Source organism: Clostridium sp. YIM B02506 (assembly GCF_022324845.1).
Taxonomy (GTDB): domain Bacteria; phylum Bacillota; class Clostridia; order Clostridiales; family Clostridiaceae; genus Clostridium_T; species Clostridium_T intestinale.
The window spans coordinates 109,501-128,860 of record NZ_JAKGTG010000006.1 but is presented as its reverse complement, the minus strand read 5'-3'; the positions used below and the strand labels follow the sequence as shown (position 1 = coordinate 128,860).

Genomic DNA, 19,360 nt, shown 5'->3' with positions numbered 1-19,360 from the left:
ACCTCCAATCATTATTGGTTAAGGGGATAAATAGGTATTTGGAAAGTGGTTATTTCCTTGTACCTATATTAAAACATATTGCTATATGAAAGTCAATACTAATTAATAAAAATTATTAATTAAATAAATTAAACTTAAGTTTAAACCTTCACATGAAAAGTTTTATTTTATGATAAAGTATCACATTGACTTTTTAAAATCGCTATTATATAATTCATTTAAAGACTATGAACAGGGCAAGTACTTAGTTTTCTTTGTTTTTAGAGAGTAACTGGTTGGTGGAAAGTTACAACAAGAATTAAGGAAAATCACCTGGGAGTTGGAGGCTGAAATTAATAATATAGTAAGCTTTTCCCGTGTTCTTGCGTTAAAGGATAAAGTATGTTAGTACTTGATTTAATACTACTTCGCATAAAGTCGTTGAAATTTAGAAGTAGTTCGAACCTAAAGGTGGGATTGCGAATATAACTTCGTCCGTTAGGATGAGGTTTTTTTTATTGCTTTTTATAAAGAAAGGAGAATACAAATGTATAAAAAGATAGACACATCTAATGGCTTTTTGGATATGGAAAAACAAATAGCAAGTTTTTGGAAAGATAAAGATGTAATTAAGAAAAATTTCGATATGAACGAAGATGGAGAGTTTTTTACCTTCTATGATGGTCCTCCAACTGCAAATGGAAAACCTCACGTAGGTCACGTTTTAACAAGGGTTATGAAAGATATAATCCCTAGATTTAAGGTAATGAAAGGTTTTAAGGTAGTTAGAAAAGCTGGGTGGGATACTCACGGACTTCCAGTAGAACTTGAAATAGAAAAGAAGCTAGGTATATCAGGAAAAGAACAAATAGAAGAGTACGGTGTTGAAAAATTTGTTCAGGATTGTAAAGAAAGCGTATTTACTTACGTTAGTATGTGGGAAGAAATGACTAATAAAATAGGTTACTGGGTAGATATGGAGAACCCATATGTAACTTATCACAACACTTATATAGAGTCAGTATGGTGGGCTTTAAAACAAATGTGGAATAAGGATCTTTTATATAAAGGTCATAAAATAATGCCATATTGCCCAAGATGCGGAACTGGGTTATCTTCTCATGAAGTTTCTCAAGGGTATAAAGATGTTAAAGACTTAACTGCTATAGCTAAGTTTAAGGTTAAGGGAGAAGAAAATAAGCATATATTAGCTTGGACAACAACTCCTTGGACGTTACCTTCAAACGTTGCTTTATGTATAAATAAGGCATATACCTATGTTGAAGTTAAAAAAGAAGAGGAAGTTTATATACTTGCTAAAGATTTAGTTTCTAAAGTATTAGGTGAAGAAGTTGAAGTTATAAAAGAATTTAAGGGCGAAGAGTTATTAGGCTTAGAGTATGAGCAACTACTACCTTTTGCTAAAGTTGAAGGTAAAGGCTTCTATATAGTTCATGGAGACTATGTTACTTTATCAGATGGTACTGGTATAGTTCATATAGCGCCTGCTTATGGTGAAGAGGATAGTTTAATAGGAAGAAAGTATAATCTTCCTTTCGTTAATTTAGTTAATGGAAAAGGAGAATTTGAACCAGAGGTTACTCCTTGGGCTGGAAAGTTTGTTAAAAAGTGCGATGATGATATAGTTAAATATCTAGATGAGCATAATAAGCTTTTAAAAGCAGAAAAACATCTTCACTCATATCCTCACTGCTGGAGATGTGATACACCATTATTATATTATCCAACAGATAGCTGGTTTGTAAGAACTACATCTTTAAGAGATAAACTTCTTGAAAATAACAACAAAATAAACTGGTATCCAGATAACATTAGAACAGGAAGATTTGGTAAGTTCTTAGAAAATGTTATAGACTGGGGAATATCAAGAAACAGATATTGGGGTACTCCACTTCCTGTTTGGGAATGTGAATGCGGGCATCAAGAATGTATAGGAAGCATTGAAGAATTAAAACAAAAAGGAATTAACGTTCCAGAAGATATAGAATTACACAAACCTTATATAGATAATGTTCATTTAAATTGTGAAAAGTGCGGAAAGGAAATGAAGAGATATTCAGAAGTTATAGACTGCTGGTTTGATTCAGGATCTATGCCATTTGCACAATTACATTATCCATTTGAAAATAAGGAAGCTTTCGAGAAAAACTTCCCAGCACAATTTATATCAGAAGCAGTAGACCAAACTAGAGGATGGTTCTATACTCTACTAGCGATATCTACAGCTATATTTGATACAAATTCTTTTGAAAATTGTATAGTTTTAGGTCACGTATTAGATAAAAAAGGTTTAAAGATGTCTAAGTCTAAGGGTAATGTTGTTGCACCTAATGATGTTTTAGACACAGTAGGAGCAGATGCTACTAGATGGCATTTCTATACTGCAAGTGCACCATGGTTACCTACAAGATTCTCAAAGGATGATGTTGCAGACACTCAAAGAAAGTTCCTAAGCACTTTATGGAATGTATACTCATTCTACGTTCTATATGCTGATTTAGATAAATTTGATGCAACTAAATACTCAGATTTTAAATCATCTAATGTAATGGATAAATGGATATTATCTAAGCTAAACACACTTATAAAAGTGGTTGAAGATAATTTAGAAGGTTACAAGATAACTCAAGCTGCATTAGCTATTGAAGAATTTGTAGATGAATTATCTAACTGGTATGTAAGAAGAAATAGAGCTAGATACTGGACTACAGAATTAAATGAAGATAAGATAGGAGCATATACAACTTTATATAAAGTTTTAGTTACTTTATCAAAAATAGGTGCACCATTTGTACCATTTATGACAGAAGCTATATACCAAAGTTTAGTTGTTTCTTTAGATGAAAATGCACCTGAAAGTGTACATTTAACTATGTGGCCAGAATATGATGCTTCAGCTGTTAATGAAGATTTAGAAAAAGAAATGGATTTAGCTTATTCTATAGTTAAAATGGGAAGAAGTGCTAGAAATACTGCTAACATCAAGAATAGACAGCCACTTTCAGAAATGTTAGTATCAACAGATTCTCTTCCAGATTATTATGGAGACATCATAAAAGATGAGCTTAATATTAAAGTTGTTGAATTTGGAGCTGATCTTTCAAAATATGTTAATTTTGAAATAAAACCTAACCTTCCTGTTTTAGGTAAGGCTTATGGAAAGATGATTCCTGGCATAAGAAAAGAAATAGCTGCTAGAAATCAAATGGATTTAGCTCAAAAGATACAAAACGGAGAAGTAGAAGTTATTAATGTAGATGGAACTGAAATAGAGTTAAATAAGGAAAGCCTATTAGTAACTATGCAGGGATTAGAAGGTTATGCTTTCTCTGGAGAAGGTTCTATAGGAGTAGTTTTAGATACAACAATAACTGAAGAACTAAAAGAAGAAGGACATTTAAGAGAAATAATATCTAAGATCCAAAACATGAGAAAAGAAAGTGGTTTTGAGGTTGCAGATAGAATAAACCTATACGTTTCTGGAAATGAGTTATTAGAAAAAGTAGTTGATAAATTCCAAGCAAATATTAAGACAGATACTTTGACTGATAATATTTTCTATAATGAAGATAAAAACTATGTAGAAGCTAATATCAATGGTGAAAAGCTTAGTATGTTAGTAGAAAAATTAAGTTAAATATTAATAAGCAATATGCCTTAAGGGTATATTGCTTATTGAATGTATATTATATTTTACGCTGAGGTGAAATTATGGAAAACAAAGGTAAAAAAGAAGGATTCTCCTCGTCTTTAGGAGTTTTCTTTGCTACACTAAGTGGGGCTATTGGATTAGGAAATATATGGAAGTTTCCTTATGTAACTGGGGCTAATGGGGGAGCGGCATTTATACTTATATATTTTATATTTGTATTATTATTAGGAATTCCTTTGATGTTAAGTGAATTTTATATTGGAAGAAGTACTAAAAGAAATCCTTTTGGATCAATTGGGGCCATAGAAGAAAGTAATTATCATAATTTTAAGTTTAACTTTCTAAATAAGATAAGAAAAAGTGGAATCTTTAAACTTATAGGATGGCTGGGAGTTACAACAGCAGCATTTATAATGTTTTATTATTCAGCAGTTGCCGGATGGGTTTATGAATATTTATTTAAGGCAATAAAGGGTGACTTCTCACCACTTAAAAATCTTACAGGAGAAGAAGCTGTAAAGTTTACTTCAGACACATTTAACAATAGTGTTAATGGTACATATACTCCTATGATATGGCAATTAGTTGTTTTAGTTGTTGTATCTATAGTATTAGTAGCGGGAGTTAAAAATGGGATAGAGAAGGTCACAAAAGTATTAATGCCATTATTCCTACTTCTTATACTTCTTTGTGATATAAGATCATTAACTTTATCTAAAGCTGGAGAAGGATTAAGTTTTCTTTTTACTCCAGACTTTTCTAAAGTAACAGCTGGAACATTACTTACAGCTTTAGGGTTAGCATTTTTTAAGCTAGCTTTAGCTATGGGAATATTAATTGTTTACTCAAACTATTATAAAAAAGATACAAACCTAATGGGCAACTCAGTTAAAGTAGCTATATCTGATACGGTAATATCATTAATGGCAGGAGTAGCTATATTTCCAGTAGTTTTTGAATTTGGGATAAGTCCAAGTTCAGGTCCAAGTTTACTATTTAAAAGTATACCACTAGCATTTGCACAATTACCTTTTGGGAATGGACTCTTGGCTATTTTCTTCTTATTAACAGCAATAGCAGCAACTACAGCTATGATTTCTCTAGTGGAAGCACCTGTAAGAATGTTCATGGAAGAATTTAATATGAGTAGAATTAAATCTGTAGGAATAACTTCAACAATAATATTTATAATAGGTGCTATTACAGTACATCCTAAGAGTATATTTGGAGCTGTACTTATTGGAAACAAAAATTTCTTTGATTTATTTGGTTTCCTAACAGATAATGTTATGATGCCTTTTGCTGCATTATTAACAGCAATATTTATAGGATACTTTATTAAAAAAGACAGCTTTAAACAAGAACTTACAAATTACGGACAGCTAAATAAAAATGTTAAGTATCTACCATACCTTAGAGTGTGTTTAAGATATATAATTCCTATATTAATTACAGTTATTTTCTTAAATAGTATAGGTGTATTTAATTAATTTGTTAAATTATATAAAAAATAGTAGAAATCAGCCCTAAATTTGTCATTTAGGGTTGATTTTAATTTTATAATTGATAAAATGGTAATTAGCTTATGAAAATAATTGAAAACTTTATTAAACTTTCGTATAATTAAGGGAGGAAAACGTTTAGTACGGATTAATTTAATAAAAGTGTTTAAAATATAATAAGAGCTGAACTTAGTAAAGTACCAAGTGGAAATAAATATAAAAAAATATTGTGATAAGCGGGAGTGATTTAGTTATGGCGACTTCTATTAAAGACGTTGCAAGAGAAGCGGGAGTTTCAATAGCAACAGTTTCAAGAGTTTTGAATGACATCGATGTTGTAAATGAGGAAACAAAAAAGAAAGTTGTAGATGCGATTAAGAAATTAGGCTACAGACCCAATATAGTTGCAAGAAGTTTAAAAACTCAAAGAACAAAGACAATAGGTATACTTATACCAGATATATCTAATCAATTCTATCCAGAAGTGGTTAGAGGAGCAGAAGATGTAGCTAATATTTATGATTATAATGTTATGCTATGTAATTCTGACTTTGATGTAGAAAAAGAAAAAGAATATTTAAGAGTTCTAAAAGAAAAAATGGTAGATGGAGTTTTATATATGAGTTCTTCTCTACAAGATGAAATTTTAGGATTAATAAATGAATTAGACGTAAAAACAGTGTTAATTGAAACTAAAGATAAGGAAAGTAAGTTACCAAGTGTTACTATAGATAACGAAAAGGCAACTTATGAAGCTACTAGATATCTATTAGATAAAGGGCTAAAAAAGATAGCTTATATAGGAATAGAAAAAGAAGAATTAAATGCTTGGGCAGAGAGATTTAATGGTTATGAAAAAGCTATGAAAGAATCAGGATTTGAAATAGATCCTAAGAGAACATTCTTTGGTCCATTAAAAGTTAAAACTGGTAGTGAAGGCGTAGAGGCTATAGTTTCTTCAGGTGAATCTATAGATGGAATAATATGTGGTTCAGATGAAGTAGCTATGGGGGCTATAAATGCCTTAAGAGATAAGGGAATAAGCGTTCCAGAAGACGTTAAAGTTATGGGCTTTAATAATATCTACTCATCAGCTGTTTTCTATCCTAAGATAACAACAATAGCTCAACCTATGTATGATATGGGATCGGTAGCTATGAGAATGCTTATTAAGCTTATAAATCAAAAAGAGTTAGAACAAGGACATTATGTTTTAGAACATGAGTTAATTGAAAGAGATAGCTGTAAATAGCATTTAGGAGTTCCAAAAAAATTGGGGCTCCTTTATTTTTAGGATACTTTGGAGAGAATTTAAAATGAATTTTAATTATAAGGTAATTGTAAGTGAGAGAAGAAAAACAGTAAGAGTAAAAATAGCCTCAGAGAAAGAAGTAATCATATATTCTCCTTATAGAATTAGCAATAAGGAAGCAGAAGCTATAATTAATTCAAATATAAAACAAATAGAAAAACTTATAGACAAACTAGCAAAGCTTAGGGGTCCATCCATACTAGAAAGAGGTTGGTTGTATATTTTAGGTGAAAAAGTTCCTGTAACTATAATTGAGAAAAAAGAAGAGGGGATAAGTTTAAAATACGATGGGCAAAGAGTCTATTTATCTATAAATCCTAATCACAATCAAGATGAAGTAAGGGAATTAATAAAAAAATGGTATAAAAAAATTGCCAAAGAGTATCTAATAAGGCTCACTGTTGAAATGGCTGAGAAATACAACTTCACAGTAAACAGTGTAAGAATTAAAGATGTGAAAACTAGATGGGGAAGCTGTTCCTCAAAAAGAAATATTAATTTAAGTTATAAACTTATCATGGCACCTAAAGAGGTTATAGGGTATGTGATTGTTCATGAATTATGTCATTTAAAAGAAATGAATCATTCAGAAAAGTTTTGGAGAGAGGTCTCCAATATAATCCCTAATTATAAAGTTTATTTAGAACATCTGAAAAAGTTTGGACACAATTATGAAGTATAAGATGATTGAAAATTGACAAAGTGCAATTGACAATTTTTTTAGTGGAGAGTGGAGAATTGAGAGTTTGAGTTAATAGTGAATAATTAAAAGTTAATAGTAATGGATGTTTTTACAACTGTAAAAAACTACAAATTAATTCAGAAATTCCCTTAAGGAATTTCAACCACCACTATTAACTATTCTCTCTTAACTGCTTTTTAAAGCTCTGCCAAATTTTATCCTCCATAACTTTCAACTTTCCCCTCTCAACTCTCAACTAAACTAAAGAATTCCTTCAGTTTTTAATATATCCTCAAGTTCTTGAACTTTTTGAGAAAGAGTCATAAACTTTTCTTTTAGTACATCTTTTGAGTTATTGTCATCAATAACTTTTTCTATATCTTCTACAGTTCTTAAAGCTTCGTCAACTTCATGTTGAGCTAATTTTAGTTTGCTTTCTTCCATTTGAAATCTCCTTTTTTTCTTTGGGTTAATATTAATAATTAAATATATCTGCAATTTTATCCTATCACGTATTAATAAGTGCTTCAAGAAATTATTCTATAAAACAACTAAGGTGCATATAGATTATTATGTCCAGAATTAGTAGAAAGGAGTACAAAATGATAAATTATATATGGTTCTTTATGATAGCCTTAGGAATAATAGTTGGAATGGTGACAGGAAAAGGTGCAGATATAAGTAAAGGGATAGTGGACTCATCAGCATCTTCAGTAGAAATAGTTGTTGGACTAGTAGGAATGATGTGTTTTTGGTGTGGAGTAATGAAAGTTGCCGAAAAAAGTGGATTAACAGAAAAACTAGCTAAAGTTATGAAACCATTTTTGAGAATAATTTTTAAGGAAGCTTCCAAAGATGAAAAAGCTCTCGGAGCTATTGTTATGAATATTACTGCAAATATGTTTGGGTTATCTAATGCGGCTACTCCTTTTGGAATAAAAGCTATGGAGGAAATGCAGAGATTAAATAAAGATAAAAGTAGAGCCTCCAATGATATGGCATTATTTTTAGTATTAAATGCTGCTTGTATACAGTTAGTACCATCAACAATCATATCAATAAGAGCATCACTAAATTCAGAGAACCCAGCAATTATAATAATTCCTGCAATGATAGCAACTGGCAGCGCAGCTTTGGTAGGAATAATATGCTGTAAAATATTACAGAGATATTTTTAGGAGGAGTCATGCTGAGATATTTAAGTTTGAGTATAATACCGATAATATTATTTATTATAATAACTTATGGAATGATCAAAGATAGAAAAGTTTACGAGTGGTTTGTAGAAGGGGCAAAGGATGGCTTAAGTGTATGTATTAGAATATTTCCATACCTTTTAGCTATGGTAGTAGGAGTAAAAATATTTAGAGAAGCAGGACTAATAGATATATTGAATTTTTTATTATCTCCGATAACAGTATTAATAGGATTACCTAAAGAGATACTCCCTTTAATCCTAATTAAACCTCTTTCAGGAAGTGGAGCAATAGGAGTATTTACAGATATTCTTAAAACCTATGGTGTAGATAATTATATAGGTTTGGTCTCTTCTGTAATTATGGGAACAACAGAGACAATTTTCTATACAATTACAGTGTATTTTGGAGCTGTAAAAATAAAAAAGATAAGACATACTCTATGGGCAGCGGTTATGGCAGATATGACTGCTATAATTATGGCTTTAATAATTGTAAAAACAATACTGTAAAATTCTTGACAAAAGGTATATATTACCTTATTATAAGATTATGGATAATGTTTAATAATTTTATAATTATGAGGTGATTAGGGTGATAGAAATAATCAATGCAACTAAAAGCTATAATGGTAGAGTTAATGCCGTGGATGACATATCACTTACCATTAACAACGGAGAAATATTTGGTTTCTTAGGACCAAATGGAGCAGGAAAAACAACTACGATAAAGATGCTTACAGGCATAGCTGAGGCTACAAAAGGTGAGATTTTAATAAATGGAATAAGCATAACTAAAGATCCTATACTTTATAAAAAACAGTTTGGATATGTTCCAGATAATCCAGATATGTTTTTAAGAATGAAGGGAATAGAATATCTAAACTTTATTGGAGATGTTTATGATGTTTCTGCAGATGAGAGAAAAAAAGTAATTTCTGAATTAGCAACAAGGTTTTCTATGGAAACTGCTTTAAGGGATAAGATACAAAGCTACTCTCATGGAATGAGACAAAAAATAGTATTAATGGGAGCACTCCTTCATAAACCAGATGTTTGGATATTAGATGAACCTATGACTGGTTTAGATCCAAAATCAGCATATATACTTAAGGAAATGATGAGGGAGCATGTTGAAGAAGGAAAAACAGTATTCTTTTCAACTCATGTTTTAGATGTAGCAGAAAAATTATGTGATAGAGTAGCTATTATAAATAAAGGAAAATTATTATTTTGTGGAACTCTCGAAGAAATAAAAGATCAATTTAAGGTAGATGAATCCTTAGAAAAAATGTTCTTGGAGATGACTGAAAATGAATAAGTTAGTTACTATAACCAAGTTTTTTTTAAGAAATTTCTATGAGAGTTTAACATCTAATGTAAAGTCAGGCGGACAAAAGGCATTAACTATAGTAGCCATGGGATTTATTCTTATAATGCTTGCGGTTCCAATTACTCTTTTTGTAACAGTAAGCTATGGAGTATTAGACCACTTTAATCAAAGTGAGCTAATTTTAGGAACCTTGTTTAATGGAGCTTCCACAATTATATTTTTATTTGGGATAGCTGGAGTAATGAGTATATTTTATTTTAATAATGATATAGAATGGATACTTCCATTACCCATAAAAGCATCTCATATAGTCATAGGAAAATTTCTAACATTACTAGTTTATGAATATATAATATTGTCAGTTATAATACCAGCACTTATAGCTTATGGAGTATTATCTGGTAGCGGTATATTTTATTACATAACCGCATTAATAGTCTACATTACTATTCCAGTTATTCCTATAGCTTATGGAGTTATATTGAGTTTTATATTGATGAGATTTACGAATCTTTCTAAATATAAGGATGCATTTAAAGTAGTTACTGGTTTAATAGGATTGTTTTTAGGTCTTGGGATTAATTTCTTAGGTCAGAGGATAGGAAATGGTGCAATGACTATGGATAATGCTCAAGATATTCAAGAAATATTTGGGCAAGGGTCTCTTTTAGATAAAATGAATACAGTATTTATAAACACTAAAGTTTCTGCTTATGCTTTAAGTGAAAGTGGAACTTCTAAAGGATTTATTAATTTAGGACTACTAATTTTAATTGTTTCTTTAGTAATGATAGTTCTATATGTTTTAGCAGAAAAAGTTTATATAAAGGGAGTAGTTGGATTATCAGAATCCTCTTCAACTAAAAAGAAGTTAAGTAATGAGGAGCAAAAAAGTCTTATAAAGCAAAACTCTGCTCTTAAGGCTTGGATTATGAGAGAAATAAAAATATTATTTAGAACTCCTTCCTATATAGTTAATTGTATATCAACATTGATATTACCTATAATTATATTCGTTATTCCAATGTTAAGTACAGGTTCAGGAGGAATATATCAAGTTTCTAACTTTATAAATAGCTTAGATAACAAAATTATAATAGTAGGAATATACATGGCGTTTTTAGCTTTTTCAGTAAGTGCAAATTCAATAGCTGCAACTTCAATATCTAGAGAGGGTAGAGAACTTCTTATAATAAAATATCTACCTACAGATACAAGAGTTAAGTTGTTTGCTAAGGTTATTGTAGGCATACTTTTAAGCAGTGTTACAAATATAATATGTAGTGTAGCCCTAGTAGTGTTTAAAGTAGATGTGTATGTAATTCTATTATCACTTTTAATGGGTGAGGTTGTAATAACTTTAATAAGCATTATTGGAGTTATAGTAGACAGCTATAGTCCTAAACTTTATTGGGAAAATGAGCAGCAGGCAGTTAAAAACAACTTAAATTCCTTAAAAGTTATGGGAATAGGTATTGTTATAGGAATTTTAGGCTTAGTAATTTTTGTTGCTGGTAATTTAATTTCTAATGTGATTGGTATTTTAGGTATTTTAATATACTTAATAATATTAATAGGGGTAAGTTACAAACTTCTAATAAGCAAGGCTACAAAAAAAGTTGAAAAACTTGAATAAAAAGAGAACTTTTATGAGACTTTAATCGTCTATATATATGAAGGAATAAAAAAAGAGGAGAGGGAAATGGAAAGGGATAAGTTGAACTCTACAGATGGGGATATCACAAGAATAAGTTATGGAATAGCCTTTGGATCAGGTATAGGAGTAGTATTAGGAGCAATCATAAGCAATGTTCCTCTAGGATTTTCATTAGGAGGAGTCAGCGGTATCCTAATATCTATTGTGTATAACTTTGTAGTAAAAAGTAAAAAAGGCAAAGAGTAATGATTATTAATATAAAGAAGCAGCTTTAAGAATAAAAATCTTAAAGCTGCCTATTTATTTTTGAGCCACTTTTTTAAATTTTTTCCTATATAATAAGTAAACCAATGAGCCATCTATTATCCATTGAAGAGTTGTTATAATCCAAACATAAACAACTGATAGTTTAAGTGTATAAATAACAATAAACATTAAAGGCAGTCGTATTATCCAGGAAGAGAACAATGCAACCTTAAAGGGAGTTTTTGTATCTCCAAGTCCTTTTAAGCTACCACCAACAATCATAGATATTGCCATAAAAGGTTGTTCTATAGCTGCTATCATTAAACAATAAGTACCTAATTTTATAACCTCGGTTTCAGAAGGAGTTATAAAAAGTCGTATTAATAGATTTGGGATTACTAAAAATAAAATTGAGCAAAATAGCATAACTATAACACCTAGAAAAATAGAGGTATTAGCATATTCTCTAGCTTTTTTATAATCGCCTTGTCCTACCTTATGGCCTACTAAAGTTGTAGCAGCTACGGCAAACCCCCAACCAGGCATAAAGCTTATAGATTCAATAGTGGTTGTAATTTGATTAGAAGCAAAAGCTATGGTTCCAAGAGAAATTATAAAAATATTGCTTAAAAGTCTGCTTATACTGAAAGCACCTTCTTGAAGGGAAGAAGGGATAGATAATCTTATAAGTGAAGAAAATCTTTCAAACTTAAATTCTGTTATATATTTTAATCTAGGTTTAATAGTTGAGTATTTAGAAATATAAATTAGGATAAATATAAAGCCTACAATTTGAGCTAAAGAGGTAGCAATAGCAGCTCCCTTAACTCCTAACTCAGGAAATCCAAACTTTCCGAATATAAGCAGATAATCAAAAGGTATATTAATAAGATTTATTATTATAGAAGCTAAAAGAGGGATTTTAGTATTACCAGAACCTCTTAAAGCACCATTTAAAGCGTTCATAAGCATAGAGAAAAATATTCCTATTGAAGCAATCTTTAAATAAGCTTTTCCTAAATTTATAACCTCATTATCAGCACCGGCTAACTTTAAAATATTCTCGGAGAAAAAGAAAAAGGATAAGGATAATATAAGAGCTATAACTAACCCAGAAGCAAATCCTAAGGTAGCATATTCTTCAGCCTTGTCTTTTTTATTTGCTCCAATATTTCTAGCAACTAAGGAAGTTATACCTATAGATATACCAGAAGCTATAAGCATGTTAGAAAAGGTTGAGATTATTTCTGAACCAAGACCAACAGTGCTTACCGCAAGATTTCCTCCATATCTTCCTACCATCATGGTATCGAAAACCCATATCATCATGTAAAGTATCATTTCGCCTACAGCAGGTAAGGCAAGCCTTAATACTTCACCAATAGTATTTTTATTAATGTTCATAAAAACTCCTTTCAAAACAGTTTTTAAACCAACATTAACTATTATATACTAACCTAATAAAAAGGCAAAAAAATAAGGAAATTCCATAAGGAAAATCCTAAAATCATTGGGATATTTTCTCTATCTTAAATTTTATTTAGAGACTAATTAATTGTTTGTTTTATGGGTATAAGGGTTCTAAAAGCTTTTTCTCAGGGCTTAGCCCCATGCCTGAGATGCTTTTAGAAATTATGTATAATAGCCCCCTTAAATGCCTAAGGCATGAATGTATTGTATCACAAAAATATACTAACTCATCTTCAAACTTAAAAAGTAGACAAGATATCAAGAAAAACAAAGAATGCCATATAAAAACAAGTATATTTTCATAAAGTGGCTTAATTTAGCCTATTATTATTATTATTCAAATGTTATAATTTATGCAGAAACACAAATTAAGGACAAATGTATTTCTCTGAGAAACACAAAGGAGTGATAAAGTGAATGAAGAGAAGTTTTATATAGTAAATGGAAAGATATTGCCTGATATATTTATAAAGGTTATGAAGGTTAAAGAGCTTATATACAGTGAACAAGTAAAAGATATTACTGAAGGAGTTAAGAAAGTTGGGATAAGTAGAAGTGCTTATTATAAATATAGGGATGCAATATACCCAATGAATGAGCCTATTAATAGCAGAAAAGTTATATTAAATATATTGCTTTCTCATGAAGCAGGAGCCTTATCTAGAGTATTAGATCTTATAGCTGAATATAAGGGAAATATACTTACGATAAATCAAGATATACCTATAAATTTAACTGCCAATGTAACAATAACTGTGGATGTATCCAATATAACTATAAAAGCAAAAACCTTACTTGAAAGTATAGATGCGCTTCCTAATGTTGTTAAAACCAGAGTTTTGTTTGTAGAATAGTATGCTATAATTAAGTTAAGTATTAAAGAGGCAAAGGAGATAAGTTATGAAGGCAGAAGTTTTTATAAAAAATAGAGAGAATTTATTTAAAGCTGTGGAAGAAAATAGTGCGGTAATATTATTTGCAGGAAAAGCACCTAAAAAAACAGCTGATGAAGCATATAGCTTTACACCTAATAGAAATTTTTATTATTTAACTGGAATAGATGAAGAAGAAATAACTTTAATATTGGTAAAAAAGAAGGATGAGCAAAGAACAATATTATTTGTAAAAGAACCAGACTTAGAAATGGAAAAATGGGTTGGGAAAAGTATAAGAGCGAATGAAGCAAAAGAAAAAGGTGGATTTACAGAAGTTCTATATACTAAAGAATTTGAAGGAACTATACATGGACTTATATTTAAAGAAGAAATAGAGAAAGTATATTTTGATTTAGAAAAAGATGGTTTTTCTGAAAGAGAAACTTTAGTTGAAGAGTTTGCAAGAAATCTAAAGAATAAATATCCTCAAGTTTCAGTAAAAAATATATACAACAGTATAGCAGAACTTAGACTTGTAAAGTCTAGTGAAGAAGTAGAAAACATGCAAAAAGCTATAGATATTACCATTGAAGGGGTAGAAGATTTAATGAAGAATTCTAAACCAGGTATGATGGAATATGAACTTGAAGCATATTATGATTTTAATTGTAAGAGAAGAGGCGCAACAGACGCTGCATTTAAAACAATAGCAGCTGCTGGAGTTAATGCTACAATACTTCACTATGTTGATAATAATTCTATAATTAATGATGGCGACTTAATATTATTTGATTTAGGTTCACAATATGAATATTATAATGCAGACATAACAAGAACTTTTCCTGCAAATGGTAAGTTTACAGAAAGACAAAAACAAGTTTATGAAGCTGTACTTAGAGTAAACAAAAAGGTAATAGATGAGATTAAACCAGGCATTAATTGGGGAGACATAAACACTAAAGCTACAGATTGGGTTGCAGAAGAATGTATAGCTTTAGGATTAATAGACGATAAAAAAGATGTAAGAAAATACTATTGGCATTCTATAGGTCACAGCCTAGGATTAGATACTCATGATGTGGGTAAAAGAAATGTGGAGCTAAAACCTGGAATGGTATATACAGTAGAACCTGGGATTTATATAGCAGAAGAGGGGATAGGCGTAAGAATAGAAGACGATATATTAGTTACTGAAGATGGGAATGAAATATTAACTAAGGCAATGATTAAAGAAGTTAGTGAAATAGAAGAATTCTTCAGAAATCGTTAATTATTAAGTGTTTATTAATATTAGAGTAATATTAGAATTAAATGGTATAATAATATTAATAAGAATGTATGGGAGATGATTTAAATGATAAATGATCTTAAGAAATTGTTGTTAGCTGGAGTGGGTGCCGTAGCTACAACTTATGAAAAAGCATCTGAGGTTGTAGATGAGTTAGTTGAAAAAGGTAGATTAACTGTAGATGAAGGTAAAGAGCTTTCAGAAGAATTAAAAAGAAACTTCACTACAAAAGCTACAGAAAAAATCAATGAAATAAAGTCAGTAAACAAAGAGAGTTTAGAAAAGGTTATTTCAGAACTTGGATATGTTAAAAAAGAAGAGATAGATAAACTAAAAGTAAGAATAGAGTTTTTAGAAAATAAACTAGATCAAATGTAGACTAAAGGGTTTCCCTTTAGTCTATTTATTAATTATTGCTTAGTGACAGGGAAACAGGAGTGATTTATTTGAACAGAAGCACTTTTAATAGGTTTAGAGAGATAATTAGAGTACTTACCTATTATGGTTTTGGGTATTTTGTTGAAGAAAAAATACTAAATAAAAAACAGAAGGTTGAAAACTTTAGAAAAGCTTTTGAAGATTTAGGACCAACTTTCATAAAAATAGGGCAGATACTTAGTACTAGACCAGATATTATTTCAGAAGAATATATTGAAGAATTAAAAAAACTTCAAAATGATGTGGTTAAGGTTCCTATAGAGGATATTAAAAGAACTTTTCAAGAGGAACTAGGAAGAGATATAAATGAATGTTTTTTAGAATTTAATGAAGAACCTATAGCTTCTGCATCTGTTTCTCAAGTTCATGAAGGAGTTTTAAAAAGCGGAGTAAAGGTTGTAATAAAAGTTCAAAGACCAAACATAAAAGAACTTATGAGCCAAGACATGAGGATTTTAATGAGGCTTGCTAGAATGGCAAAAGGAAAGTTTAAAGAAACTTTAATTGATCCAATGGAAGCTTTAAAAGAAATACAGAACATTACAGAAAAAGAATTAGATTTTAGGATAGAAAAAGACAATTTAAAGAGATTTGAGAGAAATAATAGAGATGTAGTACCACTTCATGTTCCAGAAGTTTATGATGAATATTCAACTGCTAGAATTTTAATTATGGAGAAAATAGAAGGGTATAAGATAACAGATAAATATAGCTTAATTCAAGATAACTATGAACTAGAAGACATATCTAAAAAATTGGTATCTATATATTTTAAGCATATTTTTAAGGATGGTTTTTTCCACGGTGATCCCCATCCAGGTAATATTCTAGTATCTGACAACAAAATTTGCTTTATAGATTTTGGGATAATGGGAGAAATAAGCCCTTACCTAAGAGAATGGTTTAATAAGGTAATAATAGCTTTAGCTAAAAAAGATATAAATAAGCTAGTTGACTTTATATTAGCAATAGGAATAAAAAATGGAACTATTAATAAAAGCAACTTGTATGAAGATATAGAAGGGTTTTTAGATGTTTATTTAGGTACTTCATTAAAAAATATAAAAATATCTAGGATGCTTCAAGAAATAATGGCTATATCATCTAAAAACAATATTTTAATGCCAACAGACTTAGTAATATTAGCTAAAAGCATGGTAATATTTGAAGGGGTGATTGCAGAGTTATCTCCTGATTTAGACATATTAACTATGGTTATAGCTATAATGGGAAATGATAGTAAATTATTTTTCTTAAATGATTTAAGCAAAGAAGACATAGCATTAAAACTTTATAAATTCATTGAAAGTTCTATAGAGCTCCCCGAAAAAGCTGTTAGTTTTATGGATAGTGTAAAAGGCGGAAGGTCAAAGATTAATCTCCAGATAAATGACTTAGATAAATCAATGGATAGATTCAGTAAAATGGTGAATAGAATGGTGTTTTCCATGATAATCTCAGCTATGATAGTAGGTTCATCACTAATAATAGATTATAATGGGGCACCGCAATTTCATGGGGTATCAGTAATAGGTTTATTTGGATTTTTTATAGCTGCTATATTAGGAGTTTGGCTTGTTATAAGCATAATAAGATCTGGAAATATCTAAAATAATTCTTGATAAAATTTTTACTACAATGTATAATTCAATAAAAGTGAATATTTTAGAGATAGAGGCGCAAGGTTTAAAAGTATCTTCATGGAGCTAAGCACAGAGAAGTGAAGGGAAAGGAAACATTGCCGAAGTGTGTAGTTAATGCTTTAAAACTATACAACTGGTCTTATATAGAATATATATAAGATTGTCACAAATAATGTTTGTGGAGTGCTATCCAATGGAAACTGTTATTGATATTTTTCAGTACACACAGAGCCTTGGATTACTCCAAGGCTCTTTTTTATTCTTTAAAATATTGGGGAACACTTTTAGATAATAACAGCCTTAATTAATAAACATAAAAGAAAAGATGTGCAAGTGAAAAATAAAAAACTTGCATTTGTAAATAGAAATATATTTACATTACAACATTTTATGTTAGAATTGAAATTAGGCGGTAAATAAAAATTCATTTGGGGGTATATTTAATGTATAAAATTCCTAGTTCTATGATGACGCAACATCCAGATAACGTAGATACTTATGTATCTATACAACAAGAACCACAAGAAGCAATTGACGGTCTTACATTTCAGGAGAAAGGTGGACTTGGAATAAATGAGATAATGATTGACTTTGAAGGTAAGTTAACACCATATCATCAAACTTCTCAGGTGGCCTTAGGATTAATCTCTAATGGGATAACTCCAGGAAAGGATGTAGCTATAACGCCAAGAATTCCTAATGCGAATAAGGAATCAGTATTTAGACAATTAATGAGTATAATGTCAATAGTTGAAACTAATGTTCAAGCCTACCAACATACAGGAGTGCAGGCTATAAAAGAAGTTGTAGTACCTATGGTTGAGACTGGAGCAGAGGTTTGCCAATTCCAAGATAGAGTAAACTCTGTTATTGAACTTGGAAACAAAAACTATGATGTTAAATTTGATTTGAATAGTATAAGAATAATTCCACTAGTAGAAGGGGTTCCTTCATTAGTAAATATAGATACTATATTTGATGAGTTTTATCATACCTCAGAAGATAAAGGTGATAAGCTTGAATCTTTAAGGTTTATGCTAGCACGTTCAGATTCTGCTATGTCCTATGGATTAATATCAGGAGTATTATCTGTAGTACTTGCAATAGATACAGCTTATAAGTGGGGTAAAGAGCATGGAGTAGATGTATATCCAATCTTAGGTTGCGGTTCACTTCCATTTAGAGGACACTTTACTAACGATAATGTTGAAAGTATGATTAAAACTTACTCAGGTATTAAGACCTTTACACTACAATCAGCTTTAAGATATGACCATGGAAGAGATAAAGCAAAAGAAGTAGTAAACAAATTAAATGATAATATAGATAAATCAGTTCATAGAAACTTTAATCAAGAAGATATAGAACTTATGAAAGAATTCATAGGAATATTTTCAAAATATTATCTTCAAACCTTCTTAAAAATAATAAACACAGTAAGCTTTGTATCAGACTTTATCCCTAAAAACAGAGATAGACTTACTAAGAGTAAAACTGGGTTAGACTATACAAGGGATCTTCCAGAAATAGATAAAATAGCAAACTGGGTTAAAGATGAGAAATTAAAAAATGAATTATTATCAATAGACCTCAACGTAGAATATTCAGTGCCAAGAGCCATTTCTTACACTGGAGCTATGTACACTCTAGGAATACCACCAGAATTCGTAGGAATGGGTAGAGGTCTTAGAGAAATAAAAGAAAAGTATGGACAAGAAGGGATAGATAAACTAAAAGAATTCTATCCTCAAATAAAAAAAGACTTTAGATTTGCAGCTTTATTTGCTAATCCTAAAGTTTCAAAAAGAATAATAGATGAATCTGCAAGATTAGAATATGCGGAGGATCTAGAATTAGTAAATGAAATATTAGACTTAGGTATTGATTTTGAATACCTAAATGATAATGAATTCTACCATACATTACTTAAAACAACTCGTCCAATCATAATGCATCTAATAGGTTCAGAAGAAGATTTATTAGAAAACAAAACAGAAGAACTTAAGATTCTAAATGAGTGGATTATAAGAATGGGTAAATTAAGAGGAAGTATGGGTTAATAGAGAA

At 30.1% G+C, this 19,360-nt stretch carries 16 protein-coding genes, 1 riboswitch and 1 other annotated feature; of the genes, 14 read left to right on the top strand and 2 right to left on the bottom strand.

Annotated features, from left to right (window positions below; all coding sequences use genetic code 11):
- Positions 1-218 precede the first annotated feature (218 nt).
- Positions 219-481, top strand: a binding site (T-box leader).
- A gap of 45 nt (positions 482-526) precedes the next feature.
- The 4 genes from ileS to L1S49_RS07200 all read left to right on the top strand — a co-directional run bounded on the left by ileS (position 527) and on the right by L1S49_RS07200 (position 7,148).
- Entirely contained in the window at positions 527-3,637 is a 3,111-nt protein-coding gene (ileS, locus tag L1S49_RS07215; protein WP_238903295.1) for an isoleucine--tRNA ligase, read from the top strand.
- Positions 3,638-3,711: 74 nt separating this feature from the next.
- Positions 3,712-5,142 carry a sodium-dependent transporter gene (locus tag L1S49_RS07210; RefSeq protein ID WP_238903294.1) on the top strand — a complete coding sequence of 477 codons (1,431 nt, stop codon included), beginning with the start codon at positions 3,712-3,714 and terminating at the stop codon, positions 5,140-5,142.
- A 265-nt stretch (positions 5,143-5,407) separates the two neighbouring features.
- Complete coding sequence (locus L1S49_RS07205; RefSeq protein ID WP_238903293.1) at positions 5,408-6,406, top strand: LacI family DNA-binding transcriptional regulator; 999 nt, start codon at positions 5,408-5,410, stop codon at positions 6,404-6,406.
- A 64-nt stretch (positions 6,407-6,470) separates the two neighbouring features.
- The gene (locus tag L1S49_RS07200) at positions 6,471-7,148 is read left to right on the top strand and encodes a SprT family zinc-dependent metalloprotease (RefSeq protein ID WP_238903292.1); all 678 of its coding nucleotides are present in this window, start codon (positions 6,471-6,473) and stop codon (positions 7,146-7,148) included.
- Positions 7,149-7,409: 261 nt separating this feature from the next.
- Here the strand turns inward: L1S49_RS07200 and L1S49_RS07195 are convergent, their stop codons facing one another.
- Complete coding sequence (locus tag L1S49_RS07195) at positions 7,410-7,592, bottom strand: hypothetical protein (RefSeq protein WP_238903291.1); 183 nt, start codon at positions 7,590-7,592, stop codon at positions 7,410-7,412.
- Between the two features lie 158 nt (positions 7,593-7,750).
- Between L1S49_RS07195 and L1S49_RS07190 the strand changes: the two genes are divergently transcribed.
- The 5 genes from L1S49_RS07190 to L1S49_RS07170 all read left to right on the top strand — a co-directional run bounded on the left by L1S49_RS07190 (position 7,751) and on the right by L1S49_RS07170 (position 11,579).
- Positions 7,751-8,326, top strand: a complete 576-nt coding sequence (locus tag L1S49_RS07190; protein ID WP_238903290.1) for a nucleoside recognition domain-containing protein — start codon at positions 7,751-7,753, stop codon at positions 8,324-8,326.
- An 8-nt stretch (positions 8,327-8,334) separates the two neighbouring features.
- The gene (locus tag L1S49_RS07185) at positions 8,335-8,856 is read left to right on the top strand and encodes a nucleoside recognition domain-containing protein (protein ID WP_021804334.1); all 522 of its coding nucleotides are present in this window, start codon (positions 8,335-8,337) and stop codon (positions 8,854-8,856) included.
- A gap of 82 nt (positions 8,857-8,938) precedes the next feature.
- Positions 8,939-9,664: an ABC transporter ATP-binding protein gene (locus L1S49_RS07180; RefSeq protein ID WP_073020351.1), complete on the top strand. Its 726-nt coding sequence runs from the start codon at positions 8,939-8,941 to the stop codon at positions 9,662-9,664.
- Positions 9,657-11,312, top strand: coding sequence for a hypothetical protein (locus L1S49_RS07175; RefSeq protein ID WP_073020353.1), 1,656 nt, complete (start codon positions 9,657-9,659; stop codon positions 11,310-11,312). Before L1S49_RS07180 ends, L1S49_RS07175 begins: the two co-directional genes overlap by 8 nt.
- Before the next feature lie 66 nt (positions 11,313-11,378).
- Positions 11,379-11,579: a hypothetical protein gene (locus L1S49_RS07170; protein ID WP_238903289.1), complete on the top strand. Its 201-nt coding sequence runs from the start codon at positions 11,379-11,381 to the stop codon at positions 11,577-11,579.
- A gap of 54 nt (positions 11,580-11,633) precedes the next feature.
- On the opposite strand, the gene L1S49_RS07165 is transcribed toward L1S49_RS07170, so the two are convergent.
- A complete protein-coding gene (locus L1S49_RS07165) occupies positions 11,634-12,983 on the bottom strand; it encodes an MATE family efflux transporter (protein ID WP_238903288.1) in 1,350 nt (449 codons plus the stop codon).
- A gap of 479 nt (positions 12,984-13,462) precedes the next feature.
- Between L1S49_RS07165 and L1S49_RS07160 the strand changes: the two genes are divergently transcribed.
- From L1S49_RS07160 to ppcA, 5 genes are all read left to right on the top strand, one after another.
- Complete coding sequence (locus L1S49_RS07160) at positions 13,463-13,903, top strand: ACT domain-containing protein (RefSeq protein ID WP_073020360.1); 441 nt, start codon at positions 13,463-13,465, stop codon at positions 13,901-13,903.
- Positions 13,904-13,949: 46 nt separating this feature from the next.
- The gene (locus L1S49_RS07155) at positions 13,950-15,194 is read left to right on the top strand and encodes an aminopeptidase P family protein (protein ID WP_238903287.1); all 1,245 of its coding nucleotides are present in this window, start codon (positions 13,950-13,952) and stop codon (positions 15,192-15,194) included.
- A gap of 84 nt (positions 15,195-15,278) precedes the next feature.
- Positions 15,279-15,590, top strand: coding sequence for a phasin family protein (locus tag L1S49_RS07150; RefSeq protein WP_073020364.1), 312 nt, complete (start codon positions 15,279-15,281; stop codon positions 15,588-15,590).
- Between the two features lie 68 nt (positions 15,591-15,658).
- A complete protein-coding gene (locus L1S49_RS07145; RefSeq protein WP_238903286.1) occupies positions 15,659-17,260 on the top strand; it encodes an AarF/UbiB family protein in 1,602 nt (533 codons plus the stop codon).
- 54 nt (positions 17,261-17,314) lie between these two features.
- Positions 17,315-17,490: riboswitch (Lysine riboswitch) on the top strand.
- Between the two features lie 246 nt (positions 17,491-17,736).
- Positions 17,737-19,353, top strand: a complete 1,617-nt coding sequence (ppcA, locus tag L1S49_RS07140) for a phosphoenolpyruvate carboxylase (RefSeq protein WP_238903285.1) — start codon at positions 17,737-17,739, stop codon at positions 19,351-19,353.
- Positions 19,354-19,360: the final 7 nt, after the last annotated feature.

What these genes read in the sequence shown, in the direction of transcription:
- L1S49_RS07155 (WP_238903287.1), top strand. Translation starts at nt 13,950, where the DNA reads ATGAAGGCAGAAGTTTTTATAAAAAATAGAGAGAATTTATTTAAAGCT.
- L1S49_RS07170 (WP_238903289.1), top strand. Translation starts at nt 11,379, where the DNA reads ATGGAAAGGGATAAGTTGAACTCTACAGATGGGGATATCACAAGAATA.
- L1S49_RS07205 (WP_238903293.1), top strand. Translation starts at nt 5,408, where the DNA reads ATGGCGACTTCTATTAAAGACGTTGCAAGAGAAGCGGGAGTTTCAATA.
- L1S49_RS07190 (WP_238903290.1), top strand. Translation starts at nt 7,751, where the DNA reads ATGATAAATTATATATGGTTCTTTATGATAGCCTTAGGAATAATAGTT.
- L1S49_RS07195 (WP_238903291.1), bottom strand. Translation starts at nt 7,592, where the DNA reads ATGGAAGAAAGCAAACTAAAATTAGCTCAACATGAAGTTGACGAAGCT.
- L1S49_RS07165 (WP_238903288.1), bottom strand. Translation starts at nt 12,983, where the DNA reads ATGAACATTAATAAAAATACTATTGGTGAAGTATTAAGGCTTGCCTTA.
- L1S49_RS07210 (WP_238903294.1), top strand. Translation starts at nt 3,712, where the DNA reads ATGGAAAACAAAGGTAAAAAAGAAGGATTCTCCTCGTCTTTAGGAGTT.
- L1S49_RS07175 (WP_073020353.1), top strand. Translation starts at nt 9,657, where the DNA reads ATGAATAAGTTAGTTACTATAACCAAGTTTTTTTTAAGAAATTTCTAT.
- ppcA (WP_238903285.1), top strand. Translation starts at nt 17,737, where the DNA reads ATGTATAAAATTCCTAGTTCTATGATGACGCAACATCCAGATAACGTA.
- L1S49_RS07150 (WP_073020364.1), top strand. Translation starts at nt 15,279, where the DNA reads ATGATAAATGATCTTAAGAAATTGTTGTTAGCTGGAGTGGGTGCCGTA.
- ileS (WP_238903295.1), top strand. Translation starts at nt 527, where the DNA reads ATGTATAAAAAGATAGACACATCTAATGGCTTTTTGGATATGGAAAAA.
- L1S49_RS07200 (WP_238903292.1), top strand. Translation starts at nt 6,471, where the DNA reads ATGAATTTTAATTATAAGGTAATTGTAAGTGAGAGAAGAAAAACAGTA.
- L1S49_RS07185 (WP_021804334.1), top strand. Translation starts at nt 8,335, where the DNA reads ATGCTGAGATATTTAAGTTTGAGTATAATACCGATAATATTATTTATT.